General features: G+C 64.4%; 22 protein-coding genes. 10 read left to right on the forward strand and 12 right to left on the reverse strand.

The window, feature by feature from the left end; translation table 11 throughout:
* Positions 1-12: 12 nt before the first annotated feature.
* Positions 13-123 carry an ATP-binding protein gene (locus VE092_RS09875; RefSeq protein ID WP_324876279.1) on the forward strand — a complete coding sequence of 37 codons (111 nt, stop codon included), beginning with the start codon at positions 13-15 and terminating at the stop codon, positions 121-123.
* 130 nt (positions 124-253) lie between these two features.
* On the opposite strand, the gene VE092_RS09880 is transcribed toward VE092_RS09875, so the two are convergent.
* Positions 254-955, reverse strand: coding sequence for a DUF6708 domain-containing protein (locus tag VE092_RS09880; protein WP_324876208.1), 702 nt, complete (start codon positions 953-955; stop codon positions 254-256).
* A 529-nt stretch (positions 956-1,484) separates the two neighbouring features.
* A complete protein-coding gene (mgtA, locus tag VE092_RS09885) occupies positions 1,485-4,247 on the reverse strand; it encodes a magnesium-translocating P-type ATPase (protein WP_324876210.1) in 2,763 nt (920 codons plus the stop codon).
* Positions 4,248-5,114: 867 nt separating this feature from the next.
* On the opposite strand from mgtA, the gene VE092_RS09890 reads away from it, so the two are divergent.
* Entirely contained in the window at positions 5,115-5,297 is a 183-nt protein-coding gene (locus tag VE092_RS09890) for a hypothetical protein (RefSeq protein WP_006462830.1), read from the forward strand.
* 238 nt (positions 5,298-5,535) lie between these two features.
* Here the strand turns inward: VE092_RS09890 and VE092_RS09895 are convergent, their stop codons facing one another.
* Positions 5,536-6,840: a diguanylate cyclase gene (locus VE092_RS09895; RefSeq protein ID WP_414653453.1), complete on the reverse strand. Its 1,305-nt coding sequence runs from the start codon at positions 6,838-6,840 to the stop codon at positions 5,536-5,538.
* 329 nt (positions 6,841-7,169) lie between these two features.
* On the opposite strand from VE092_RS09895, the gene dacB reads away from it, so the two are divergent.
* Entirely contained in the window at positions 7,170-8,615 is a 1,446-nt protein-coding gene (gene dacB / locus VE092_RS09900; RefSeq protein WP_324876214.1) for a D-alanyl-D-alanine carboxypeptidase/D-alanyl-D-alanine endopeptidase, read from the forward strand.
* A gap of 24 nt (positions 8,616-8,639) precedes the next feature.
* Here dacB and VE092_RS09905 read toward each other — a convergent pair whose 3' ends face one another.
* The 3 genes from VE092_RS09905 to VE092_RS09915 are packed head-to-tail and all read right to left on the reverse strand — an operon-like array spanning position 8,640 to position 10,650.
* On the reverse strand, positions 8,640-9,167 hold the full coding sequence (locus tag VE092_RS09905) for a TPM domain-containing protein (RefSeq protein ID WP_324876216.1): 528 nt from the start codon (positions 9,165-9,167) through the stop codon (positions 8,640-8,642).
* 1 nt (position 9,168) lies between these two features.
* Complete coding sequence (locus VE092_RS09910) at positions 9,169-10,035, reverse strand: TPM domain-containing protein (protein ID WP_324876218.1); 867 nt, start codon at positions 10,033-10,035, stop codon at positions 9,169-9,171.
* Positions 10,036-10,056: 21 nt separating this feature from the next.
* On the reverse strand, positions 10,057-10,650 hold the full coding sequence (locus VE092_RS09915) for a LemA family protein (protein WP_180669089.1): 594 nt from the start codon (positions 10,648-10,650) through the stop codon (positions 10,057-10,059).
* Positions 10,651-10,815: 165 nt separating this feature from the next.
* Here VE092_RS09915 and pyrF point away from each other — a divergent pair, with 165 nt between their 5' ends.
* Positions 10,816-11,634 carry an orotidine-5'-phosphate decarboxylase gene (gene pyrF / locus VE092_RS09920; protein WP_324876221.1) on the forward strand — a complete coding sequence of 273 codons (819 nt, stop codon included), beginning with the start codon at positions 10,816-10,818 and terminating at the stop codon, positions 11,632-11,634.
* An 88-nt stretch (positions 11,635-11,722) separates the two neighbouring features.
* On the opposite strand, the gene VE092_RS09925 is transcribed toward pyrF, so the two are convergent.
* From VE092_RS09925 to thiL, 3 genes are all read right to left on the reverse strand, one after another.
* Positions 11,723-12,205, reverse strand: coding sequence for a CinA family protein (locus tag VE092_RS09925; protein ID WP_006462823.1), 483 nt, complete (start codon positions 12,203-12,205; stop codon positions 11,723-11,725).
* 132 nt (positions 12,206-12,337) lie between these two features.
* Complete coding sequence (locus tag VE092_RS09930; RefSeq protein WP_324876223.1) at positions 12,338-12,883, reverse strand: phosphatidylglycerophosphatase A; 546 nt, start codon at positions 12,881-12,883, stop codon at positions 12,338-12,340.
* Complete coding sequence (gene thiL / locus VE092_RS09935; RefSeq protein ID WP_324876225.1) at positions 12,880-13,857, reverse strand: thiamine-phosphate kinase; 978 nt, start codon at positions 13,855-13,857, stop codon at positions 12,880-12,882. Before thiL ends, VE092_RS09930 begins: the two co-directional genes overlap by 4 nt.
* Positions 13,858-14,271: 414 nt before the next feature.
* Here thiL and VE092_RS09940 point away from each other — a divergent pair, with 414 nt between their 5' ends.
* From VE092_RS09940 to VE092_RS09955, 4 genes are all read left to right on the forward strand, one after another.
* On the forward strand, positions 14,272-16,584 hold the full coding sequence (locus VE092_RS09940; protein ID WP_324876228.1) for an NADP-dependent malic enzyme: 2,313 nt from the start codon (positions 14,272-14,274) through the stop codon (positions 16,582-16,584).
* Between the two features lie 449 nt (positions 16,585-17,033).
* Positions 17,034-18,389 carry an MFS family transporter gene (locus VE092_RS09945; RefSeq protein ID WP_324876230.1) on the forward strand — a complete coding sequence of 452 codons (1,356 nt, stop codon included), beginning with the start codon at positions 17,034-17,036 and terminating at the stop codon, positions 18,387-18,389.
* A gap of 112 nt (positions 18,390-18,501) precedes the next feature.
* Positions 18,502-20,310, forward strand: a complete 1,809-nt coding sequence (locus tag VE092_RS09950; RefSeq protein ID WP_324876232.1) for a sensor histidine kinase — start codon at positions 18,502-18,504, stop codon at positions 20,308-20,310.
* A complete protein-coding gene (locus tag VE092_RS09955; protein ID WP_324876234.1) occupies positions 20,310-21,647 on the forward strand; it encodes a sigma-54 dependent transcriptional regulator in 1,338 nt (445 codons plus the stop codon). The genes VE092_RS09950 and VE092_RS09955 overlap by 1 nt, the downstream gene beginning before the upstream one ends.
* Before the next feature lie 139 nt (positions 21,648-21,786).
* Here VE092_RS09955 and VE092_RS09960 read toward each other — a convergent pair whose 3' ends face one another.
* From VE092_RS09960 to VE092_RS09970, 3 genes are read right to left on the reverse strand one after another with little or no spacing between them, the layout of a single operon-like run.
* A complete protein-coding gene (locus tag VE092_RS09960; protein WP_324876236.1) occupies positions 21,787-22,452 on the reverse strand; it encodes a DUF799 domain-containing protein in 666 nt (221 codons plus the stop codon).
* The gene (locus VE092_RS09965; RefSeq protein WP_324876238.1) at positions 22,449-22,811 is read right to left on the reverse strand and encodes a DUF4810 domain-containing protein; all 363 of its coding nucleotides are present in this window, start codon (positions 22,809-22,811) and stop codon (positions 22,449-22,451) included. The genes VE092_RS09960 and VE092_RS09965 overlap by 4 nt, the downstream gene beginning before the upstream one ends.
* A gap of 23 nt (positions 22,812-22,834) precedes the next feature.
* On the reverse strand, positions 22,835-23,503 hold the full coding sequence (locus VE092_RS09970; RefSeq protein WP_324876240.1) for a CsgG/HfaB family protein: 669 nt from the start codon (positions 23,501-23,503) through the stop codon (positions 22,835-22,837).
* A gap of 330 nt (positions 23,504-23,833) precedes the next feature.
* On the opposite strand from VE092_RS09970, the gene VE092_RS09975 reads away from it, so the two are divergent.
* Positions 23,834-24,472: a carbonic anhydrase gene (locus VE092_RS09975; RefSeq protein WP_324876242.1), complete on the forward strand. Its 639-nt coding sequence runs from the start codon at positions 23,834-23,836 to the stop codon at positions 24,470-24,472.
* 213 nt (positions 24,473-24,685) lie between these two features.
* Positions 24,686-25,870, forward strand: coding sequence for a thiolase family protein (locus VE092_RS09980; RefSeq protein WP_324876244.1), 1,185 nt, complete (start codon positions 24,686-24,688; stop codon positions 25,868-25,870).
* The last annotated feature ends 41 nt before the right edge of the window (positions 25,871-25,911 follow it).

Raw genomic sequence — 25,911 nt, forward strand, 5'->3', positions numbered from 1 at the left:
GAAGGCCTGGGACTGGGTCTCTTCATTGCCCAGCAGATCGTCAAGGCACATGGCGGCAGCATCAGCATGTCCTCCGATGACCAGGTGCAGACCATGGTGACGGTGCGCTTGCCGCGTCGTTGAGCCGTACCGATATTTTCCAATCGAGACGGGGCAGACTTGGAAGAACCGGCATTGGCTTCGGGGCGCCAATGCCGTTCAACTGGCAGGGTTTTTCGTTTTCGCTACTCGAAATATCCGGATCACGCAAAGGTCAACATTTGGGTGGTACATCTTTTGCCCAAAGCAAGGCATTCAGCGCGGGGTCAGCTTCGCCTTTCCAATCTTTGATTTCCATTTTCGGATCGTCAGGATAATCGCCTCGCTGCGTGGCAAGCACGGTGTCGCCCCAGCCAATTGGAGTATTCCCGCGGGGCTCATCGTAGGGGTCGTCAGGTTCAATGAGGCTGACGTCCTTTACTGCCTGTGGCCAGACCGGATCGCGACAAGTCCATAGCGCCATCAAGCGGTAGCCTGTCATGATCAAGATGTGCGGCATCAATGCGATGCGATAAGCAACGGGGGCGCGCGTGCCAATGTCGTAAAGGCAGAATAGGAAGCTTTCCAGCGCGTTTTCATGTTCTTTAAAGAAAAGTGGCGGCTTGGGTAATTCGGCTGGTCCATGATTCATGTAACTGCACCAATAGTTCCACTGGGCCAGAAGATCCTGAATATTTTCTTTGGAAACCCATTTACGACCAATGGAAAAGGCGCGTATGACATTTCCTGCCTCGTCGACTTCGTAGTGCCGGATGTGATAGGTGTACTTGGCGGCGCCTGCGGCCTGGGGCGCGTCTTCGATGCGGAAATTGCCGGATAGCCCCGGTACGCCGTCCGCGCCATAGGGACTGGCAACGGCGTAGCGGACCGGGTAGATCAGCAGGCCTTTCTTGTGGCAGAAATTACAGTTGGTCATCGTGCAGTTCCTCTGGAAGGGGACATGAGACGGTGCAGCTCTTCCATCTGCCGGTAATCGACGTGGTCGAGCCGGGCAAGGAGCGCGCTCCAGTTGGTTGCGCCGCTGGACAGCGCGGTCCATGCGTCGCTTGATGCGGGATGCTCAGGAAAGGCTGCGCCGTGGGGCAGACGAGAATTGCAGGATGCGGTGGGGCTGTGGCTGAGGGGCGGCGATGGCCCAGCCGATGTGGCGTCGATGCATGCGAGTCTTTCTACGGGAGGGGATGGTTTCCCGTGGAAAGCGGATGCGGTTCAAGCAGGGCCAGATCGGGAAAGCGCAGATGGTTGCATGGCGCCAGCACGACGTCTGTTGAAATGCTTCGATAAATGATGTGTTTTTGCCGTGGCAGAAGCCATCGAAGCACAGTGCAATAAAGAAGACGGCGATGCGCACGTCAAGCGCGCATCGCCGTCTTTGTGGAATTGAATGTGGACCTTAGCGTGGCACCAGTTTCATTGAACTGCCTTTTTGCCGGCCGCGACCTGGCCTATTGCCAGCCATACCGCCGCGCATACCAGCCCTTCATCACCTGGATCAGCACCGCATAGGCCACCAGGATCGCCACCAGCCACGGGAAGTAGGACAGCGGCAACGCTTCCAGCTTGAAGTAGTGCGCCAGCAGCGTCATCGGGATGGCGATGCCGATGGCCATGATCACCAGCGTCATTCCCATCAGCGGCCAGGAGGCGTGGCTCTGGAAGAAGGGGATGCGACGGGTGCGGATCATGTGCACGATCAGGGTCTGCGAGAGCAGGCCTTCGATGAACCAGCCGGACTGGAACAGGGTCTGGTGTTCCGGCGAGCTGGCGCCGAAGACGAACCACATCAGTGCGAAGGTGCTGATGTCGAAGATCGAGCTGATCGGACCGAAGAAGACCATGAAGCGGCCGATGTCGCCGGCATCCCAGCGTTGCGGTTTTTCCAGGAACTCCTTGTCGACGTTGTCGAAGGGGATCGAGATCTGCGAGACGTCGTACAGCAGGTTCTGCACCAGCAGATGCAGGGGCAGCATCGGCAGGAAGGGCAGGAAGGCACTGGCGATCAATACCGAGAAGACATTGCCGAAGTTGGAGCTGGCCGTCATCTTGATGTACTTGAGCATGTTGGCGAAGGTCTTGCGGCCTTCCAGCACGCCTTCTTCGAGCACCATCAGGCTCTTTTCCAGCAGGATCAGGTCGGCCGCTTCCTTGGCGATATCGACGGCGGTATCGACCGAGATGCCGATGTCGGCCGCGCGCAGGGCCGGGGCGTCGTTGATGCCGTCGCCCATGAAACCGACCACGTGACCACGGTCATGCAGCACGCGCACGATGCGCTCCTTGTGGGCCGGCGAGAGCTTGGCGAAGACGGTCACGGTTTCCACCGCTTCGGACAATTCGGCGTCGCTCATCTTTTCCACATAGGAACCGAGCAGCATGCCCTTGACCTCCAGCCCGACCTCGCGGCAGATCTTGGCAGTCACCAGTTCGTTGTCGCCGGTGAGGATCTTGACCTTCACGCCATGGGCGCGCAGGGCGGCCAGCGCCGGTGCGGTGGATTCCTTGGGCGGGTCGAGGAAGGCGATGTAGCCGATCAGGACCAGCTCCGATTCATCGGCCAGGCTATAGACCTCCTTGGTCGGCGGCAGATCGCGGGCGGCCACGCCGACCACGCGCAGGCCTTCGGCGTTGAGGCTGCCGGTGGTGGCGCGGATTTCCTCCAGCAGTTCGGCGGTGAGCGGTACGATCTGGCCGTTCACGCGGGCGTGCGAGCAGACCGAGACGATCTCTTCCACCGCGCCCTTGCAGATCAGCTCATGGTGGTCTTCGCGCTCGGAGACCACTACCGACATGCGGCGGCGCTGGAAGTCGAAGGGAATCTCATCGACCTTGCGATAGGCCGAGGCGATCGACATCTCGCGCTGCAGTTCTGCGTGTTCCAGCACGGCCACGTCCAGCAGGTTCTTCAGGCCGGTCTGGTAGTAGCTGTTGAGGTAGGCGTACTGCAGCACTTCGTCATCGGGCTCGCCGTGGATGTCGGTGTGGCGTTCCAGGAAGATCTTGTCCTGGGTCAGGGTGCCGGTCTTGTCGGTACACAGTACGTCCATGGCGCCGAAGTTCTGGATCGCATCGAGCCGCTTGACGATCACCTTCTTGCGCGACAGCGCCACCGCGCCCTTGGCCAGGGTCGAGGTCACGATCATGGGCAGCATTTCGGGCGTCAGTCCCACCGCCACCGACAGGCCGAACAGGAAGGCCTCGACCCAGTCACCCTTGGTGAAACCGTTGATGAAGAACACCACCGGGGTCATCACCAGCATGAAGCGGATCAGCAGCCAACTGACCTTGTTCACGCCCGCCTGGAAGGCAGTGGGTGTGCGGTCGGTGGCGGTGACGCGCTCGGCCAGGGCACCGAAATAGGTGCGTTTGCCGGTGGTCAGGACCACGCCGCTGGCCGAACCACTGACCACGTTGCTGCCCATGAAGCACAGGTTGTCCAGCTCCAGCGGGCTGCTGGTGTTGAGGTTGCTGGGAGTGACGAACTTTTCCACCGGCAGCGATTCACCGGTCATCGCCGCCTGGCTGACGAACAGGTCCTTGGCCGACAGCAGGCGCAGGTCGGCCGGGATCATGTCGCCGGCCGAGAGCAGCACGATGTCGCCCGGCACCAGGTCGCGGATCGGTACTTCGACGCGCCGCGCGCCCTTCGGATGCAGGGTTACGTCGAAGTAGCGCTGGGCTTCGGCGGCGATCTCCTCGACCTGGTCGTGACGCATCACCGTGGCGGTGTTGCTGACCATGGCCTTGAGCTTGTCGGCGGCGGTGTTGGAGCGGGCTTCCTGGACGAAGCGCAGCAGCGTGGAGACCACCACCATGGTGCCAATCACGATGGCCGCCTTCATGTCCTCGGTATAGAAGGACACCGCCGCCAGCAGGGTCAGCAGCAGGTTGAAGGGGTTCTTGTAGCAGTGCCACAGGTGGACTGGCCAGGTCAGCGGCTTTTCGTGTTCGACTTCATTGGGGCCGCTGTGGACGCGGATGGCGTCGGCTTCGGCCTCGGTGAGCCCATCCGGGCGCGATTGCAGGCGCTGCAACAGGGCCTGTGCCTCGCTGCGGGAGGCCTCGCTCAGTTGTTCGGCCAGGGTCTGCGGGACTTCGCGGGTGACCGGGGCGCTGCGGAACATGTCCATGCCCAGGCGGCGGAAGTGACGATCCATGCCGCGTGCGCGGATGAAGCTGGCAAAGGTTTCTTTCAGCAGGTTCAGATTCATGACGTGCTTCTTTTCTTGTTGGTCTTCGTCCCGGGGACGAAGGATGTGCATCGCACCGGCAAGCGCTTGGACTTGCCGGCCTCGGATCAGCGCCGTGGCCGGTCCCCGCCCGCAAGGGCGCGGGCGAACGGGCAGGGCGCGCTGGGTCTTCGCGTGTTCATGGAATGTGCATAGCCTCCGCCTGGTTGAGCGGAGCCCCTGTCATCGGCGCCTGATGGCGCAAGCAGAGCAGGCCGCGCATGGCGATGAGCCAGGCGGGCATGCATGCGGCAGGCGGCAGGCAAAAGCCATCCAGGCACTGCGCAGGGCAGGCAAGGCGTGGTGATGCATGCGTTGTGCCGCCGTGTCTGTGGCGGTCGATCGTCGATCTGTCGTTGTGAGGGAATATCGCTGTCGCCAGGGCGCGGGGAAACCCGTCAAACAGGCTGCGCGCTACCGACATGAGATGCCGTCATCTGCCTTGTGCAAGATGACGACAGGAAGAAGTCCTGCTGAAATCCTTGCTGAGGCTTAACCCGGAATTAACCGGCAACAACTGTCACCCGAACAAGTGCCCATGAGAGGGACTCCAGAAAATGAGAACGGGCGAATTCTACGCCCGGGCAGAAAACAGGGTCAAGGCAAATCGCCCGATATTGGCGACAATTTGTGCACGTGCAACACGTGACGGTCTGACTGTCAGCTCCTTGTCAGGGCCGCCCGGCGCGACGTTGCGCCGGGTACCTGCGCTGCTGTGCAACAACGATTGTTGGCGACCACGCCTTGTCTTCCCCTATGGGCGACCTATACTCCAGACGTGGCAAGCCCCATCAAGAGTACGCGCGCAGCACAGGCGCAAGACCAATAAACTCGACCAGGAGACGCATCATGCCCAACCTCATCATGAACAACCTCATGTTCTTCATCCCGATGGCCCTGGCGGGCTTGTTGTTGTGCGGGGAGGTCCCGGTGGCGTCACGGATGGTCCGTACCAGTTTGAGGGCAGTGGGCGCGGTCTTTGGCGCACTGCTCGCGCTTTTAGTACTGGAGGCACTGCCAGTGCTAATTTAGCGGGCTTTCTGCGGCCCGCTTTGCCGCTCGTTGCGGCAATGGCCGGGGCATCGGCGCAGGCACTTTCCAGGAAATCCGCCTATCGTTGAGTTTGCCGATCGCCCCGCCTTGATTTCCCTAGGTCGATGTTTTCACAGTGGTCTCGTGGCGGCCCCGAAAACATCGGCCTTTTTTGCGTCCGTCTTCCTCTCCCTGGCGGATCGTCTTTTTCCTCTTTCCCGATCCCATCCGTCTGCGCTCACGCGGCAGTGTTCCTGCGCGCCAGGCTGGCTTCCCAGACCACCAGCCGGTCACGTCCGCTTTCCTTGGCACAGTACATGGCATGGTCGGCGCGCTGCAGCCAGACGAAATGCGCTTCCATGTCGCGCGAGAAGGGCACCAGGCCGGCGCTGACGGTACAACCGTATAAATTGTTTTTGTCATCGGCAGCGCGGGCGGTCTCGACCAGGCGCTGCGACAGCCGCAGCGCTTCGTCCTGGGTGATGTCGCGCAGGATCACCACGAATTCCTCGCCTCCGTAGCGGCCGATGAGATCAGCTGCACGTAGTGCGCCGCGCAGCAGGCGCGCGAAGTTGCGCAGCACTTCGTCGCCGATCAGGTGGCCATGGGTATCGTTGATGCTCTTGAAGTGGTCCAGGTCCAGCAACAGCAGGAAGGCCTGCTGCGGCCCGGCATCGCCCTGGCTGCGCCGTGCGAATTCGGCCATGAGCAGGCTTTCCCAGTAGCGCCGGTTGAACAGCCGGGTGAGACCATCGGTCTGGCTGACGATCTCGAACTGGCGTGAACGCTCGGCCAGTTTCTTGGACATCTCGTAGGTCGACTTGCCCAGCGCCAGCGGATACAACGCCATCATCGGCAGGCAGGCGAGGATGGTAGCCAGGTCGGACTGCGGCAGGAAATGTGCATCCAGCAGCCACCAGCCCAGCGCGCAGGCGATCAGGCTGGCATACAGACCGCGCATGAACAGACGCAGGCCACCGGCGGCGATATTGTCCATCGACAGCATCGAGAGGATCACTGCGCTGGGGACCAGATTGCCGTTGAGGGCTGCGATCCAGAACCCGCCGACGGCGGCGTCGATGATCAGGTTGCGACGTTCGGCGCGATAGGGGATGGCGCTTCGCAGGGCCCAGTAGCGCGCCAGATGCGGCCAGACGTAACCATGCGCGAACAGGCCCAGCCACAGCGGCCAGGCTACCGGATGCTGCAGGAAACCGGCCGCCACGCAAAAAAAGCCGATACCCAGGCCGATCACGCGCAGGCGATAGATGCGCTGCACGAAGCGCACGCCCTTGCCGATCAGCGCCTCCGGCGGGACGTCGTCGGCGCGCCCCGGACGCCGGCGATAGAGCATTACCGGGTCCAGCAGCTCGCGCAGCGCGCGCAGCCTGGCCGGCCACGAGCGCGGTCGGGCCGCCTCGCCGTCGTCTGGGTGGTCGGCAGGATCGGCGTGATCGGGATGATCGACGTGGTCGGCATTGCGGCGGCCCTGGCTGTCATGGTCGCCATTGGCGTGTCGGGAACGACTGAAACGGGATGACATGATGTGCTGTTATTCTTTCTGTCCGCTCCGCTCGGAGGTGGCCGGGCGGGGCCGTTGCCTGCCCTGGGCCATCGGGCAGGGCTGGGTCCAACGAAGCAGTGCGCAAGCGTACGCCGCCGATACGCACCAGGCAAGCCGGAAACCCGCCACCCTGCGCAAGCCTTGATCTGGCGCAGCCGGGGAACCCCCGGCAATGCCGCATTGTCACTGGAGCGGCATTGTCGCACAGCGGCGTGACGCCCTGATGTCCCGCAGTTGACGGCGACATGCGCGGCTCAAGCGGCCATGCCCATCCCCTATAATGCCTGCTTGCTCCCGATACCTTGACCATGTTCCGCCTTTCCTGCCTGGCACTGCGCCACCGTTCCCTGTCTTCCCTCTCCCTGGCCGTGGCGCTGCTGGCCACCGGACCCGCCGCGCTGGCGCAGGGCCTGCCGCCACCGGTGGTGGGCGCGCTGCGCGTGGCGCATATTCCGCAGCAGAACACCGGCGTGGTGGTGGTCGATGCCGAGAGCGGCAAGCGCCTGCTGGCCGCCAACAATACCGGCCAGCCCTTCAACCCGGCCTCGGTGATGAAGCTGGTGACCACCGATGCCGCGCTGGAGATGCTGGGTCCCACCTACACGTGGAAGACCCAGGCCTACATCGATGGCAGCCTGGCCGGCGGTGTACTCAATGGCGACCTGATCCTCAAGGGCGGCGGCGATCCCAAGCTGGTGCTGGAAAATTTCTGGCTGTTCCTGCGCCAGCTGCGGGCGCGCGGCATCAAGGATATCCGCGGCAATCTGGTGCTGGACCGCAGCTATTTCGCCGAGTCCAGTTATGACCCGGCGCAGTTCGACGGCGATCCGCAGAAGCCCTACAACGCCGGCCCCGACGCTTTGTTGCTGAATTACCGCACCCAGGCCTTCCGCTTCGAGCCGGATGCCGCCGCCGGAGTGGTCAATGTCAGCATGGACCCGCCCATGGCCGGTTTCACCATCGCTCCCCCGCGCCTGTCGCAGGAGCCTTGCGGTGACTGGCAGGGCAAGCTGATGCTCAACAACGACATCAATGGTGCCAGCTTCGGTGGCACCTACGCTGCCGATTGCGGGCCGCGGGTGTGGTACGTGCACCCCTACCGCATGAACAATGCGCAGTATGTCGGCGCCAGTTTTGTCCAGATGTGGGCCGAGATGGGGGGCAGTTTTTCCGGGCGCGTGGTCAACGGAGTGGTCACGCCCTCGGCGCGGCTGATGGTGGAGGTGCAATCGCCGGCGCTACCGGAAGTCATCCGCGACATCAACAAGTACAGCAACAACGTGATGGCGCGCCAGGTGCTGCTCACGCTGGGCGCCGAGATGACCGGGCAGCCGGGCGACACGGTCAATGCCGCACGCGTCGTGCGCGGCTGGCTCAACGACAAGGGCATCGATACCAATGGACTGGCCATCGAGAACGGTGCCGGCCTGTCGCGGGTGGAACGGGTCACGCCCGCACTGCTGGCCAGTGTGCTGGTGCAGGCCTACCGCTCGCCGCTGATGCCGGAGTTCGTTTCCTCGCTGCCGCTGGTGGGCTATGACGGCACTATGCGTCGTCGTCTGAAGACGCAGAGCGTGGCCGGCCAGGCCCACATCAAGACCGGTACGCTGAACGACGTGCGCTCGATCGCCGGCTACGTGCAGGCGGCCTCGGGCAAGACCTATGTGGTGGTGTTCCTGATCAACCATCCTGCGGCGCCCAACGGTCAGAGGGCGCAGGATGCCTTGCTGCAGTGGGTGTACGAGAACGGCTGAGGCGTCAGCCCCAACGCCGCTTGTCTACAGCAGCAGGGGTTTGTCGGAGAGTTCGTTGTGGTCGCGGTCGTCATCCTGGCGCGGCATTGCCGTCTGTAGCAGCGCATGCAGGGTGGCCAGCGCTTGCAGGGTACTGGCTTCGTAATCACCCCTGGCATAACCCGCCGTCATCAGGCGGCACACCTCTTGCCACTGCTCGCGGGTGACATGCCGATTGATGCCGCGATCGGCGACGATTTCCACCTTGCGGTCGGCCAGGTTGATGTAGACCAGCACGCCGCAGTTTTCTTCGGTATCCCAGATGCGGTAGTGCGAAAACAGTTCGTGGGCGCGCTGCCTGGCGCTTTCGCCGCGTCGCACGGCGCCCGGTGACAATGCCGCTTCGACAATCACGCGGACCTGCCCCCGGTGCCGTTGCTCTCCTTCGCCGATGCTGGCCTGGATGGCCTTGAGCGTGGTCGAGGGGAAGGCACGCCGCGCCGTGGTACGGGTGCTGCGCAGATGACGCAGCAGGCGCACCGGCAGGGAAGGGGATGGGGTGTTGTGAGGCATGTCACCAGTCTCCTGAAGCGCCGCCACCATCGAAGCTGCCACCACCGCCGGAGAACCCGCCCCCGCCGGAGGAGCCGCCAAAGCCACCACCACCGCCACCTCCCGAGCGCGGCCAGCCGCGTCCGGCGGCGGCCTGGCGTGCCGCTTCGTCGAGGATGCTGCCGATGATGACGCCAGCCGTGGTGGCGCGTCCCCGGCCTCGGCCCCAGTCGTTGTTGTCCAGTGTGTTGCGGGCGCCGCGGCGCGACTTCAGCAGCATGGCAAAGAACACCACCAGGAACAGCAAGATCACCATCAGCGTCAACCAGCCACCACCGTCATCGGTCTGCACAGGCCCGGTGTGGCGCTGAGCGGCGGGCAGTTTTTCCTGTTCCAGCAAGGTGGTGATGGCGGTCACGCCGGCGGCCAGGCCGCCGTAGAAATCGTTCTGGCGGAAATGCGGTGCGATCACGTCTTCCAGGATGCGCTTGGATTGGGCATCGGTGAGGCTGCCCTGCACGCCGCGTCCGGCTTCGATGCGCAGGCGCCGCAGCGACTTGGGATTGTCGCGGGCGACGATGAGCAGCACACCGTCATCCACGCCCTTGCGGCCGAGTTGCCAGGCATCGGCCACGCGGATGCTGTATTGCTCGATGGCTTCCGGCGCGGTGGAGGACATCAGCAGTACCGCAATCTGGCTGCCGGTGCGCTGCTCGATCTCGGCCAGCACGCCTTCCAGGGCCTGTTGCTGTTGCGGCTGCAGCAGGTGGATCTGGTCGATGACGTGGGACGACAAGGGCGGCACGGCCACCAGGCCGTCATCGGCCCGGGCCAGACCAGCCAGGGGCAGGAGGATCAACAGCCAGCAGGTGATGAGCAGCTTGCGCATGGGCGGACCGGGGTGGGCAGATTACTTGCCGAAGTTGACCGCAGGGGCGGTGGAGATGGCTTTTTCGTTATCCACCGTGAAGGACGGCTTGACTTCATAGCTGAACAGCTTGGCGGTGATGTTGGTGGGGAAGCTGCGCGCCAGGATGTTGTAGTCCTTGACCGCCGCGATATAGCGCTGGCGGGCTACGGTGATGCGGTTCTCGGTGCCCTCCAGTTGCGATTGCAGGTCGCGGAAGCTGGCGTCGGCCTTCAGTTGCGGGTAGTTCTCCGACACCACCATCAGGCGCGACAGCGCCGAGGACAGCTCGCCCTGCACCTGCTGGAACTTGGCGAAGGCCTGCGGATCGTTGAGCACCTCCGGCGTGATCTGGAAGCTGGTGGCAGCGGCGCGGGCGCGGGTGACGGCTTCCAGCGTGTCCTTCTCGTGCGAGGCGTAGCCCTTGACGGTGTTGACCAGGTTGGGGATCAGGTCGGCGCGGCGCTGGTACTGGTTGACCACTTCGCCCCACGCGGCCTTGGTGGCCTCGTCCTTGGCCTGGAACTCGTTGTAGCCGCAGCCGGAGAGGGTCAGTGCCGTCATGGCGACGGCCAGCCAGGCGAAGAGTTTTTTCATGTTGTCTTTCCTCGTAGCAAAAGTGAAGCAATGAGAGCGCATGGGACCGGAAAATCCACGCCAAGTGCCCGATGTTCCGGGAAAACCGCTGAACATCAGTCAAATATGGAGATCGGGCCATGCCGGCGCGCTACAATAGCGCATCTTTCAGCTAAAGGCACCACCGTGACATTCATCCAGAAACTTAATGCAGCATGGACTTCGCGCAATTCCCTGCTGTGCGTGGGCCTGGACCCCGACCTCAAGAAATTCCCGGCCGAGCTGCAAGGCCGCCCGGACGCGATCTTCGAATTCTGTCGCGCCATCATCGATGCCACCGCCGAGGCCGCCTGCGCCTTCAAGCCGCAGATCGCCTATTTCGCCGCGCTGGGCGCGGAAGAACAGCTGGAGCGCATCTGCGCCTACCTGCGCAGCCATTATCCAGAGATTCCCCTGGTGTTGGATGCCAAGCGCGGCGATATCGGCGCTACTGCCGAACAATACGCCCGCGAAGCCTTCGAGCGCTATGACGCCGATGTCGTCACCGTCAGCCCCTACATGGGCTGGGACTCGGTCTCGCCCTACCTGGAGTGGAAGGATCGCGGCGTGATCGTGCTGTGCCGCACCTCCAACGCCGGTGGTTCGGACCTGCAGTTCCTGGAAGTCGATGGCAAGCCGCTGTACCAGCACGTGGCGCGCCTGGTGGCCGAGAAGTGGAATACTAATGGCCAGTGCGGCCTGGTGGTAGGCGCGACCTTCCCGCACGAGCTGGCGCAGGTGCGCGCCATCATCGGTGACATGCCGCTGCTGGTCCCGGGCGTGGGCGCCCAGGGCGGGGACGTCGAAGCCACCGTGAAATCCGGCAGGACCGCCGCCGGCACCGGCATGATGATCAATTCCTCGCGCGCCATCCTGTACGCCAAGCCGCAGGAAGGTGAAGACTTCGCCGCGGCCGCGCGCCGCGTGGCCATTGAAACGCGTGATGCGATCAACCGCTTCCGCTGATCCTGAAGCGACGGTGCAATGAAAAAGGCGGCGACTCCGTTGGAGTGCCGCCTTTGTCTTGATGGGGCTGAATTCAGTCCGACCGCATTCAGTCTGCCAGCAACTTGAGCAAGCCCTTCAGCGCATGGTCCACCGTCTGCGCGCGCACCTGCTGGCGGTCGCCCTTGAAGACCAGGCGCTCGGTATAGGTCTTGTCGCCCACCCGCCAGCCGAAGCAGACGGTACCCACCGGCTTGCCCGGCACCGCGCCACCGGGGCCGGCGATGCCGGTGGTGGAGACGGCCAGGTCCGAACTGCTGTTGGCCACCGCGCCCTCGGCCATGGCGCCGGCGATCTCCTCGCTGACGGCGCCATGCTGGGCGATCAGGGCTTCGGAAATGTCCAGCAGTTCATTCTTGGAAGCGTTCGAATAGGTGACGAAACCGCAGTCGAACCATTCCGACGATCCGGCGATCTCCGTGATGGCGTGGGCAATGCCGCCGCCGGTACACGATTCTGCAGTGGCGAGCAGCAGGCCCTTGGCTTTGAGAGTCTGGCCCACGCGGGTGGCTAGGTCTATCGTGCTGTCCATGAGTGTCATCCTCGGCTGTGCCGCAGTCTCGGCCCGTCGTGCGGGGCGGACCACGGTCGGTTGATCAACTTGCGCGAACTAGCATACTCCGATGTCGGCCCTTGTTGTATCGGACAAGCGCTGATTGTTCACTTACCAGTAGGCGCGCCAGAACGCAAAGACCAGCAGGGTATAGAAGGCGGCCAGGATGTCGTCCCACATCACGCCGAAGCCGCCCTTGAAGCGGCGGTCGAACCAGGCGATCGGCGGCGGCTTGACCATGTCGAAGAAGCGGAACACCACGAAGGCCGCGAACTGCGTCTTCAGGCTGGCCGGCGTCACCAGTACCAGCACCAGCCAGAAGGCGATGATCTCGTCCCACACCATGCTGCCGTCGTCAGGCGAGTTCAGCGCCTGGCCGGTGCGATGGCAGGCCCAGATACCGATGATGAAGCCGGCCACGATGATGGCCAGCCAGTTGCTGGCCGTGAAGACATGCGGCCAGCGCGTCGAGAGCACCGCAAAGGAGAGCCAGGCGAACAGCGTGCCGGCGGTACCCGGCATGATGGGCGAGAGGCCGCTGCCGAAACCCTGGGCAATCCAGTGGGCCGGGTGGGCCAGCATGAAATGCGCGGTCGCTTTGCGTTTCTTGGGGGCGGGTGGGGGCGGCGGGGGGAAGGGCGTGGCAGCTTGGTTCATGAACGGAAATGGTCGAAGGAATCCGGCGTGTCCTGCAGGGGTTCGCCTGCCGCATCCAGCAGGCGCAGGCCGAGGGCAGCATCGATGCTGCCGATGCGGGTGACCGGCGTGCCGGCGGCCTGGGCGGCCTTGTAGACGGCGTCGCGCTGGCGTACCGGAGCGGTGAAGCAGAGTTCGTAATCGTCACCACCGGAAAGCGTGAAGCGGCGGCGCAGGTGCAGCTCGCGCTGCTGCAGCGCCGGGCCGGGCGGCAGGGCGTCCACGTCCAGCGTCGCGCCGACGCGGGAGCGCGTCAGGATGTGGCCGAGGTCGCCAGCCAGACCATCCGAGATATCGATGGCGGCGTGGGCGATGCCGCGCAGGGCCAGGCCCAGTGCCACGCGTGGCGTGGGTGCATGCATGCGGGGCGCGGCTAGGGCCAGTTCTTCCGCATTGACGGCCAGGTCTTCGCTGAATTCGCGGCGATAGCCGGCCAGTGCCAGGCGCGCATCGCCCAGGCTGCCGGAGACCCAGATATCGTCACCGACGCGCGCGGCGTCGCGGCGCAGCGCCTTGTGCGGCGGCACTTCGCCGAACACGGTGATGCTGATGGTCAGCGGCCCCTTGGTGGTGTCGCCGCCGATCAGTTCGCAGCCATGTGCGTCTGCCAGCGCCAGCATGCCCTGGGAAAATGGGGCCAGCCATTCGGCGCGGGCTTCCGGCAGGGCCAGCGCCAGCGTGAAGGCGATCGGCTGCGCACCCATGGCGGCCAGGTCGGACAGGTTCACGGCCAGGCACTTGTGGCCCAGCATGGTGGGATCGGCATCGGGGAAGAAATGGCGACCGGCGACCAGCATGTCGCTGGAAATGGCCAGTTGCATGCCCGGTGCCGGTGTCATCAGCGCGCAGTCGTCCCCCACGCCGAGCGCCGTGCGGCTGTCGGGCGCGGGTGGGCGGCTGAAATAGCGCGCAATGAGTTCGAATTCGGAAAGCATGGCGCGATTGTAACCAATCCCTCGTCGCCGCTGGCGCACAATCTCCGGCTGCCAGCAGCTTTGCTGCGATGCAGCGCAAACCGGCTGCGCGGCCGGCTGGCGGGCGCCGTGGCGGTATCGGCCGCTGTCTAGGGGTTTTCCCCAATACCAGCCATGCGAGGGCGGTGGCAGCCTGTCGGGCGCGCTGATGGCGCTGATGGCGCTGTACGCAAATGCGCACATCACACGGTAACCGGACGTCATCTGCCCGCTGAAAGCCCATGTTCGCGCGCATCATGTGCCATGGGTGAAACGCCGCAAAGCCAGTCCCGAAAAGGCTTTGCGCGGAGCAGCATAAGGCCGTCGGCCTATGATTGAGGGCCGACCTCTGCTAGAATCGACCCCCTTCGCAAGTCAACTAGAGAATACAGAGTTATGGATTCGATGATCAGTAAGAAAGAAGAAGTGCGTCAGCAACTTCGTCAGGCAGCGCTGGATTACCACGAGTTTCCGACCCCGGGCAAGATCGCGGTCACGCCCACCAAGCTGCTGACCAACCAGCGTGATCTCTCCCTCGCGTATTCTCCCGGCGTGGCCGCGGCCTGCGAAGAAATCGTGGCCGACCCGCTCAACGCCTTCCGCTACACCGCCCGTGGCAACCTGGTGGCCGTCATCAGCAACGGCACCGCCGTGCTGGGCCTGGGCAACATCGGTGCGCTGGCCTCCAAGCCGGTGATGGAAGGCAAGGGCGTGCTGTTCAAGAAGTTCGCCGGCATCGACGTCTTCGACATCGAAATCAACGAAACCGACCCGGACAAGCTGATCGACGTCATCGCGGCCCTGGAGCCGACTTTCGGCGGCATCAACCTGGAAGACATCAAGGCTCCCGAGTGCTTCTACATCGAGCGCAAGCTGCGCGAGAAGATGAAGATCCCGGTCTTCCACGATGACCAGCACGGCACCGCCATCATCGTCGGCGCCGCCATCCTGAATGGCCTGAAAGTGGTCGGCAAGGACATCAAGAACGTCAAGCTGGTGGTCTCCGGCGCGGGCGCGGCAGCGCTGGCCTGCCTGGACCTGATCGTCGACCTCGGCTTCCCGATCGAGAACATCTACGTCACCGACCTGGCCGGCGTGGTCTACAAGGGTCGCAAGGAACTGATGGACCCGGACAAGGAACGCTTCGCCCGCGATACCGAGGCGCGCACCCTGGCCGAAGTGATCCCCGAGGCCGACATCTTCCTGGGCCTGTCGGCCGCAGGCGTGCTGAAGCCCGAGATGGTCAAGCAGATGGCGGCCCGTCCGCTGGTGCTGGCCCTGGCCAACCCGACCCCGGAAATCCTGCCCGAGGAAGTCATGGCCGTGCGCGACGACGCCATCATCGCCACCGGCCGTTCGGACTATCCGAACCAGGTCAACAACGTCCTGTGCTTCCCCTACATCTTCCGTGGTGCGCTCGATTCGGGCGCCACCACCATCACCCGCGAGATGGAGATCGCCACCGTCCACGCCATCGCCGAGCTGGCCCAGGCCGAGCAGTCCGATATCGTGGCCGCCACCTATGGCATCGCCAACCTGTCCTTCGGCCCGGAATACATCATTCCCAAGCCCTTCGACCCGCGCCTGATGATCAAGATCGCGCCGGCCGTGGCGCGTGCCGCCGAAAGCTCCGGCGTGGCCGCCCGTCCGATCCAGGACATGGACGCCTACATCGAGAAGCTGGAACAGTTCGTCTACCACAGCGGCACCTTCATGCGCCCGATCTTCCAGGTCGCCAAGAAGGCCGCCGAAGCCAACAAGCGCATCGTCTACGCCGAAGGTGAAGAAGAGCGCGTGCTGCGCGCGGTGCAGGTGATCGTCGATGAAAACCTGGCCAAGCCCATCCTGGTGGGCCGTCCGGAAGTGCTGGAACAGCGCATCAAGAAGTTCGGCCTGCGCCTGCGCCCCGGCACCGACTTCGAGGTCATCAACCCCAACTTCGACAACCGCTACCGCGACTACTGGCAGACCTTCCTGGAAATGTCCCGTCGCAAGGGCGTCACCGAGCAGTACGCCAAGCTGGAAATGCGTCGCCGCCACACCCTGATCGGCTCCATGGCGATCCACAAGGGCGATGCCGACGGCATGATCTGCGGCACCTACGGCACCACCCAGCTGCACCTGCACTACATCGACCAGGTCCTGGGCAAGCGCGAAGGTGTCAATGTCTATGCCGCGATGAATGCGGTGATCCTGCCCAATCGCCAGCTGGTGATGGTGGACACCCACGTCAACGAAAACCCCAACGCCCGCGAGCTGGCCGAGATCACCATGCTGGCCGCCGAGGAAATGCGTCGCTTCGGCCTGCACCCGCGTGCCGCCCTGCTGTCGCACTCGAACTTCGGTTCCAGCAACAGCGAATCGGCCCGCAAGATGCGCGAAGCGCTGGGCATCCTGCGCGAGATTGCACCGGACCTGGAAGTGGATGGCGAAATGCACGGCGACACCGCGCTCGAATCCAAGCTGCTGCATGCAGTGATTCCGGATTCGCCGTTGAAGGGTGACGCCAACCTGCTGGTCATGCCCAACATCGATGCCGCCAACATCGCCTACAACCTGCTCAAGACCGCATCGGGCAACGGTGTGGCAATCGGCCCCATCCTGCTGGGTTGTGCCAAGCCGGTGCATATCCTGACGCCGTCGGCCACCGTCCGCCGCATCATCAACATGACCGCCCTGTGCGTCATGGATGCGCTGTCGGAGCGTTGATAGCGCGTTGATGGCACATTGATGGCGCATTGATTCAAGCGCAAGACCGCGAAAGCGGCGCATGTCGAACAGACATGCGCCGCTTTTTTTCGTCCCGTGCCGGCGGGTGGTCTGGATGGATTCCCGGACATGCGGCGCGGCAGCATTCCGGGAATCCGCCCGGACTTCTGCGCGTTTTTCCCTGTCCTGGAAATGAAAATTAAATTAAATCAATGACTTATAAATTTTCGGGGTCTTGCCTGGATGTTGGCACGAAGTCTGCAATAAGAGCCGCAAAACAAAAGCAAAAACGGAGACAGACCTCTGATGCGGGCCAGCATCGTCCACACCCTGACGGCTGCTTGCGTCGCTCTCCTGATTGCCTTGTTCCAGTTCCACCAAAAGCAAGATGACCCGCCGCACGACCGACGCGCCAGCGCCGGAAGGAGCGGCCCACACAGGAGATATCCATGAGCGACAACGTCAAACTGAGCGCGGCAGAGTACCGCAAGCGCATCTTCGCCATCCTCGGCGCATCCTCGGGCAACCTGGTCGAATGGTTCGACTTCTATGTCTATTCCTTCTGCGCGATCTACTTCGCCCCGGCCTTCTTCCCCAAGGGCGACGCCACCAGCCAGTTGCTCAACACGGCGGGCGTGTTCGCCGCCGGCTTCCTGATGCGTCCCATCGGCGGCTGGCTGTTCGGCCGCATCGCCGACAAGCATGGCCGCAAGACCTCCATGCTGATCTCGGTGCTGATGATGTGCGGCGGCTCGCTGGCCGTGGCCGTGATGCCGACCTACGCCACCATCGGCGCCTGGGCCCCGGCCCTGCTGCTGCTGGCACGCCTGTTCCAGGGCCTGTCGGTGGGCGGTGAATACGGCACCTCGGCTACCTACATGAGTGAAGTGGCGCCCAATGGTCGTCGCGGCTTCTTCGCCTCCTTCCAGTACGTGACCCTGATCGGCGGCCAGTTGCTGGCGGTGCTGGTGCTGTTCGGCATGCAGCAATGGCTGACCAAGGCCGAGCTGATGGCCTGGGGCTGGCGCGTGCCCTTCGTGCTGGGCGCGGTCGGTGCGCTGGTGGCGATGTACCTGCGTAGCTCGCTGGCCGAGACCTCGTCAGCCGGTGCCCGCAAGAAGAAGGATGCCGGCACCTTGAAGGGCTTGCTGCAGCACAAGCGCGCCTTCCTGAACGTGGTCGGCTTCACCGCCGGTGGGTCGCTGATGTTCTACACCTTCACCACCTACATGCAGAAATACCTGGTCAACACCGCCGGCATGGACCCCAAGGTCGCCAACGGCGTCATGACCGGCGCACTGTTCGTCTACATGATCCTGCAACCGATCTTCGGCGCCATCTCGGACAAGATCGGCCGTCGCAATTCCATGCTCTGCTTCGCTTTCTTCGGCATGGTCGGCACCTTCCCCATCCTGCACTTCCTGAAGGACGTGAGCAGCCCGGGTGTGGCCATGGCGCTGGCCATCCTGGCCCTGACCATCGTCAGTTTCTACACCTCCATCAGCGGCCTGATCAAGGCCGAGATGTTCCCGCCCGAAGTGCGCGCCCTGGGCGTGGGCCTGTCCTATGCGGTGGGTAACGCCATCTTCGGCGGTTCGGCCGAGTTCGTGGCGCTGTCGCTGAAGTCGGCCGGTGTCGAATCGGCCTTCTACTGGTATGTCAGCGCCCTGTGTCTGGTGGCCCTGATCATCAGCCTGCGCATGCCCGACCCGCAACGCCACGGCCACCTCAAGGGGGATGTCGCCATGAATCCGGACCAGCACGACGCCGTCGACGAGACCGGCAAGCTGCACAAGCCGGCCTGATCCAGCTGGACACGCGGCAGCCAACGGCTGTCGCGTTATCATGTGGTCTTCAACGCGGCGCCCAGCGGGCGCCGCGCTGCTTTTATCGCTCCCGACCGATTTCTCCGAACGCATGCGAGCCAGACGCAATCTGCTGATCCTGATCCTGTTCCTCGCCACCACGCTGCTGGTGTGCGGGATCACCTATCGCGTGGCCCTGCGCAAAGCCGAGATGGATCAGCGCAACATGGGCGCGGCGCAGTTGCAGATCGCCGCGCTGGACCTGGAATCGATCCTGCAGAAGTACGAGGCCTTGCCCTTCGCCCTGGGCTTCCAGAGCGATGTGCGCCAGGTCTTGCAGCATCCCGAGGACGCCCTGGCGGTGGATCGTCTGAACCGCGCCTTCAAGACCATCCAGCAGCAATCCCGGGCAGTCAATATCTTCATGCTGGACCGCCGTGGACTGACGCTGGCTTCCAGCAACTGGGACGATGAATTCAGCTTCGTCGGGCGCGACTTCGGCTTTCGCCCTTATTTCCGCGAGGCGGTACAGGGGCGGGCAGGGCGCTTCTACGGCATCGGTAACATCTCCAGCGAGCCGGGCTATTTCATCGCGCAACCGATCTACCGGCGCCAGGACCAGGCCGAGGGTGACCTGCCCATCGGCGTCATGGTGGTCAAGGTGGACCTGGCCGAATTCGAACATACCTGGCGCAGCAGCAGCGATCCGATCACGCTGACCGATGCCGGCGGCGTGGTCTTCCTCTCCAATCGGCCGGAATGGAAATACCACAGCCTGCAGGCCCTGAGCGCGCCGGTGCAGCAGGAGCTGGCCGGCACCCACCAATATGCGGACCTGCCCATCACCCCGGTGACGGCGCTGCCACCGGCCCTGCAGCGCGGCTTCGGCACCCACGTCTCGCGCACGGTGGGGCGGCTGGGCTGGCAGCTGATGCTGTTCCCTTCGCAGGCGCGCATGCAGCGCACGGCCATGCTCTCCACCATGGCCGCCGCCCTGTTCATGCTGGCGCTGGCCATTTCGCTGCTGGCCTGGTACCAGCACCGGCGCCGCCTGCAGGAGCGGCTGGAGTCCCGCGATGCCCTGCGTCGCGCCGCCGAGGAACTGGACCAGCGCATCGCCCAGCGCACCGAAGAACTGACCGCCGCCAACCAGGCCATCGCCACCAAGTACGCCAAGCTGCAGCAGACCGAAAGCCTCTTGCGCAGCACCCAGGACGAGCTGGTCCAGGCCGGCAAGCTGGCCATGCTGGGCCAGATGGCCGCTGGCGTCACGCACGAGCTGAACCAGCCGCTGGCGGCGATCCGCGCCTTTGCCGACAATTCGGTGAAGTTCCTGGCCCGTGGCCAGCAGGCCCAGGTGGCGGAAAACCTGCAACACATCAGCAGCGCCAGCGCCCACATGGGTCGCATCATCGGCCAGTTGAAGGGCTTTGCGCGCAAGAGCGGCGATGCGCCGGTGGCGGTCGATCTGCGCCAGGCCATCGAGGCCTCGGTGCTGCTGCTGTCGGGCGACTTCGAGAAGCAGGGCGTCGAGGTGCGCATCGAACTGCGCGAAGCCGTCCACGTCACCGGCGACGTGGTGCGCACCGAGCAGGTCCTGATCAATCTCTTGCGCAATGCCCTGGATGCCGTCGAAGAGGCGCCGCGCAAATGCGTCTGCGTGCTGCTGGAGGTCGATCACGGCCAGCGCCAGGCGGTGCTGCGCATCCGCGATTCCGGCACCGGCATCGCCGACGAGGTGGCCCCGCACCTGTTCGAACCCTTCTTTACCACCAAGTCTTCCAGCAAGGGCCTGGGGCTGGGACTGGCGATTTCCTCATCGATCGTGCAAGCCATGAATGGTCACTTGAGCGCGCATAATCATGAACAAGGCGGCGCCGAATTCGTGGTGCGACTGCCCCTGTTGAAGACGGAGATTTGATGGACAGACCAAGCGGCGCCCAGAGCGCCATCCTGATCGAGGACGAGCAGGCCGTGCGCCACGCCACCGCCCAGGCGCTGGAACTGGAGGGTTTTACGGTGACCGCCTGCGCCAGCGCCGAGCAGGCCCTGCCTTTGCTGACCCGTGACTTTGCCGGCGTACTGGTGACCGATGTGCGCCTGCCGGGCTGGTCCGGCCTGCAGGTGCTGGCGCATGTGGTGGCCATCGACCCCGACCTGCCGGTGATCGTGGTCACCGGCCATGGCGATGTCGGCATGGCGGTGGAGGCCATGCGTGCCGGAGCCTATGACTTCGTCGAAAAACCCTTCAGTTCGGACGGCCTGCTGGAGATCGCCCTGCGCGCCCAGGAAAAGCGCAGCCTGGTGCTGGAAAACCGCCGCCTGCGCGAAGCCTGGGCGCATGACCCGGAACTGCCACCGCTGGTCGGCCAGTCGCCTGCCATCGAACGCGTGCGCACGCTCATCCGCAGCCTGGGGCCGGCCGACGTCGATGTCCTGATCAACGGCCAGACCGGCACCGGCAAGGAAGTCGTGGCGCGCCAGCTGCATGCTGCCAGCGGCCGCAAGGGGCCGTTCGTGGCCCTCAATTGCGGCGCCTTGCCGGAAACCGTGTTCGAGAGCGAAATCTTCGGCCACGAAGCCGGCGCCTTCACCGGCGCGCAAAAGCGTCGCATCGGCAAGCTGGAATATGCCGACGGCGGCACGATCTTCCTCGACGAAATCGAAAGCATGCCGCTGGCCTTGCAGGTCAAGCTGCTGCGCGTGTTGCAGGAGCGGCGCCTGGAGCGCCTGGGCGGCAACGAGTCGGTCGCCATCGATTGCCGCGTGATTGCCGCCAGCAAGGCCGACCTGCTGAAGCTGGCTGGCGAGGGCCAGTTCCGCGAAGACCTGTATTACCGCATCGGCGTAGTCTCCATCGACCTGCCGGCGCTGAACCAGCGCAGCAGTGACATCCCGCTGCTGCTGGCGCATTTCTGCCAGGCGGCGGCGGTGCGTTACCGGCGCGAGTCGCCACCCTGGACGGCAGCGCAGATGCAGCAGTGGCAGCAGCGCGACTGGCCCGGCAACGTGCGCGAGCTGCGCAATTTCGCCGACCGCTGGGTGCTGGGCGTGGAGCAGATCGCCGGCCTCGGTACGCGCGCCGGCGACCTGCCGGCGTCCCCCTTGCCGGAGCAGGTGGAACAGTTCGAAGCCGGCCTCATCGCCGCCGCCCTGAAGGATAGCGAGGGCAGTGTGGCGGTGGCCGCCGAACGATTGGGGATTCCCCGCAAGACGCTCTACGACAAGATCCGCAAGTACCAGCTGGCCGCGGTCTAGCTGGACCCGAGGGCTCGCCCTGCAGTGCCGGGCGCAAGAAAAAACCGCAGCGACGTGTTTAGGGCCTGTTCATTCACGCCGCTGCGGCTTTTTGTTCCTCATGTTGGCTGCAGCGCCACGGCGCGCAAGGTGCCGCGCTTCAGTCCTTCTGGTATTGCGGCGAACGCGGGCCATACAGCAGGCCATTCTGCACACCCGCCGACAGCAGCCGATGGCTGGTGATGCCGGCGATCTTGTAGCTGGCATCGGTGCTGGTACTGATGATCTGGTTGATCACTGCCGAAAGCAGGATGCCCACCAGCCCGCCGCCGGAATTCTGCTGCTGCTCGCGGCTGGAGGCCCGCGCCGAACCCTCCCACAGCAGCATGCCGCTGCGCAGATCCACCAGCTTGGCATCGGCGGCCACCACGGTTTCGCTCTGCACCACCTGGTAGGCGGTGCCGTAGTCCTTGATGCTCATGTACAGCGCGGCGTCGGCACCGAAGATCTGGTGCAACTGCCGGGCCGGCAACTCGTGGATGTCGGCGGCGTTGCTCAGCCCGTTCTGGCGGAAGGTCTCGGCGGCCAGCGAGACCGGGATCACGTAATAGCCGGATTCCGACAGCGGTCGGGTCGCCTGGGCCAGCATGCCGGCCGGAGCGATCACCTCGGTCGACGCGTTCAGTGGCGGGAGCACCAGAATGGAGGCCGGGCGGGCCGCCTTGTAGGCGGTGTAGTCATGGGGCGCGCGCTGCGTGGCGCAGCCGGAGAGCACGGCCAGCAACAGCGGCAGCAGCAGGCTGCGGAGGGACAGGCGGGAGATCATTTGGTGGCTCCTCGGGGGTAGTTGCGCATCAGAAAGTCGAGGTAGGCGGACGATTCGGGAAACAGGCGCTGCTCGATGCGCCACTGCTCGATCATCTGGTCTTCCTTGCCGAGGGTGGCGTACAGCATGCCCAGATGGGCGTGGTAACCGGGCGGTATCGCCTGTCCGTCGGCGCGCAGTTTTTGCAGGTTCTCTTCCAGGGCTGTGAGCTGCTCCGACGCGCTGCTGCCGTCGCCCTTGAAGTGTTCGTAGAGCTGGTCCTGGTAGTTGCCCCAGCCGTAGAGGGACTGCGGCGGGCGACCGGCGCAGCCGCTCAGGACCAGGCCGAGCAGGAGGCAGAGGAGGGGTTTGCGGTGCATGATCGGTTCTTTCGCAAAGGGGATCAGGGTTTCCAGTTGCCGCCATCGATACCGGCCACCAGTTTTTGCACCGCTTCGCGGATGGCCAGGTCCAGTACCTTGCCGGTGAGCGTGGCGTCATAGCTGGCGGTGCCGCCGAAGCCGATGATTTCGCGATTGTCCAGGCTCATCTCGCCGGCCCCCTGCACCGCGTGGACCACCTGCGCGCTGGAGACCTCGACGATGTTCAGCGTCACCTTGGCATAGGCCAGCTGCGACTTGCCGCGCCCGAGGATGCCGAACAGATGGCGGTCGCCGGTTTCACGCCGGCCGAATTCGGTGACATCGCCGGTGATCACGTAGCTGGCGCCGCGCAGCGCCTGGGCGCGGCCGTTGAATTGCGCTTCCTGGCTCAGTTCGGCCAGGTTGTCGCGGTCCATCACGGCGAAGCGGTTGCTCTGCTGCAGGTGCGCGATCAGGATGGTCTTGGCCTGGCCACCCAGTCGGTCCACGCCATCGTTAAATACCCCGCGCAGGTAGCTGGAACGGTTGTCGAACCTGCCTACTGCGATAGGGCTGCGAGGACCCTGATAGGCCTGGCCGGCGCTGGCCACCTGGGCCACCGGCAGGCTGCGCGAGGTCTCGGTGGCGCAACCGCCGAGAAGCGCCAGGGCGGCCACTGCGAGCAGGGCCCGGTGAGAATTGCTGATCATGATTGTCTTTCGCGGAATGGTTGAGAATGGCGACCTGAGGTGCGCCGCTTGTATTCCGGATTTGCCCGGTATGGCCCGGTATGGCCCGGAAAGCGCAGCCAGCAGGCCGTTTCGAGCGGTCGTCGAGAAGACGGCCGGATTGTCGAAAGGGGAAGCTTATTGAGCGGGAATAGGCCGGTCTCTAGAAATCCGACGATTTTTGAGGCGATGAAAAAGGCATGTAGCCCCGCAATGGACGTGCTGCCCTCCATGGCCGACATGCCGGGGCGGTCTTTGCGATTCCGGGCGATAATGCCGGCTGTTGATCATCCAGACCGAGGCATTTCCACCATGCGTGACATCATCAATGGCTTCCTGCGGTTCCAGCAGGACGTTTTCCCTTCCCGCAAAGAGCTGTTCAAGAGCCTGGCTACCGGTCAGACACCCAAGGCCCTGTTCATCTCCTGTTCGGATAGCCGCATGGTGCCGGAGCTGGTCACCCAGCGCGAACCGGGCGACCTGTTCGTCATCCGCAACGCCGGCAACATCGTGCCGTCCTTCGGCCCCGAGCCGGGCGGCGTGAGCGCCACGGTGGAATACGCGGTGGCGCAGCTGAAGGTGTCCGACATCGTCATCTGCGGCCACTCCGACTGCGGCGCCATGACCGCCGTGGCCACCTGTGCCTGCCTGGACCACATGCCGGCCGTGCGCAACTGGCTGCACCATACCGACGCCGCCCGCATGATCAACGAATCCCGTCCGCATGCCACCGAAAAGGACCGCATCGATGGCATGGTGCGCGAGAACGTGATCGCCCAGCTCAACAACATCCGCACCCATCCCTCGGTCGCGGTAGCCCTGGCGCAGGGCCGCCTGGCGCTGCACGGCTGGGTCTATGACATCGAATCCGGCTCCATCCTGGCGCTGGATGCCGCCAGCAATACCTTCGTTCCGCTGGCCGAACATCCTTCCGCCCGCAGCGCCGACTGAGCCTGCGGCCGGCCCGCCGGGACCATGACGGGCCGCTCCTGCGACCCTGGCACCAGCAAAACTACGAGATGCCAAGTGGCGTTCGCGGTGATAGCATTCACTAAGTTGCATTATGAAAGTAAGTTGTCATCCAGGGGCTGGATGGCAACGGCAGGGGGCTGCCTGTCCGGCGGCCACCAGGTGATGAACGACTTGTGAAGAAGGAGCCAGGCCATGCAGCAGGAAATCGTGATTTGTTCGCCGCGTCGCACCGCGATCGGCAGTTTTGGCGGTAGTCTCAAGGACGTCCCGGCCGTCGAGCTGGGCGCCCAGGCGATCCGCGCGGTATTGCAGAGTACCCACATCGCCCCCGAGACCATCGACTCGGTGCTCATGGGTAACGTCATCCAGGCCGGCAACGCCATGAACCCGGCGCGCCAGGCCGCGATCAAGGGCGGCCTGCCGGTCGAGACCCCGGCCATGGCGATCAACCGCGTCTGCGGTTCCGGCGCCCAGGCGGTGGTGACGGCGCTGGGCGAGATCAGCGCCGGGCTGTCGCGCTGTGTCATCGCCGGCGGCATGGAAAACATGGAACGCGCCCCCTATCTGCTGCCCGGGGCGCGCGCCGGCATGCGCATGGGCGATGGCGCGGTGATCGACGCCATCCTCAGCGACGGCCTCAACGATGCCTTCTCCGGCAAGCATTCCGGCTGGCATACCGAAGACCTGGTGCAGCAGTTCAGCCTCAGCCGCGAGCAGCAGGACCGCTACGCCGCCCAGAGCCAGCAGCGCTTCGCCGCCGCCCAGGCGGCCGGCTACTTCAGCCGCGAGATCCTGCCCATTACCCTGACCAGCAAGAAAGGTGAACGGATCTTCGACCAGGACGAGTCCGTGCGCCCGGACACCACGGTCGAATCGCTGGCCCGCCTGAAGCCGGCCTTCCGCAAGGAGGGCAGCATCACCGCCGGCAATGCGCCCGGTGTGAATGCCGGGGCGGCTGCCATGATCGTCTGTGCCCGCGACACTGCCGATACGCTGGGCCTGGCCCCGCTGGTGGCGGTGCGCGCAGCGGCCGTCAGCGGCGTGGAGCCGGGCATGTTCGGCCTGGGACCGGTGCCGGCGATCCGCCAGGCGCTGGCTCGCGCCGGCTGGAGCCTGGGCGAGGTGGACCGCTTCGAGATCAACGAAGCCTTTGCCGCCATCGCCCTGGCGGTGCAGCGTGAGCTGGACATTCCCTCCGACATCCTCAACATCGACGGTGGCGCCATCGCCCACGGTCACCCCATCGGCGCCACCGGGGCCATCCTCATCACCAAGGCCGCCCACGCACTGCAGCGCACCGGCCAGCGGCGCGCCGTGGTGTCGCTGTGCATCGGCGGTGGTCAGGGTATCGCCCTGTGCCTGGAAGCGCTGGCCTGAGAACGTAACGGCCACCGGCTTCGGGGAACAAAAAAGCCGAG

This window comes from Herbaspirillum sp., assembly GCF_035644555.1.
Lineage (GTDB): Bacteria > Pseudomonadota > Gammaproteobacteria > Burkholderiales > Burkholderiaceae_D > Herbaspirillum.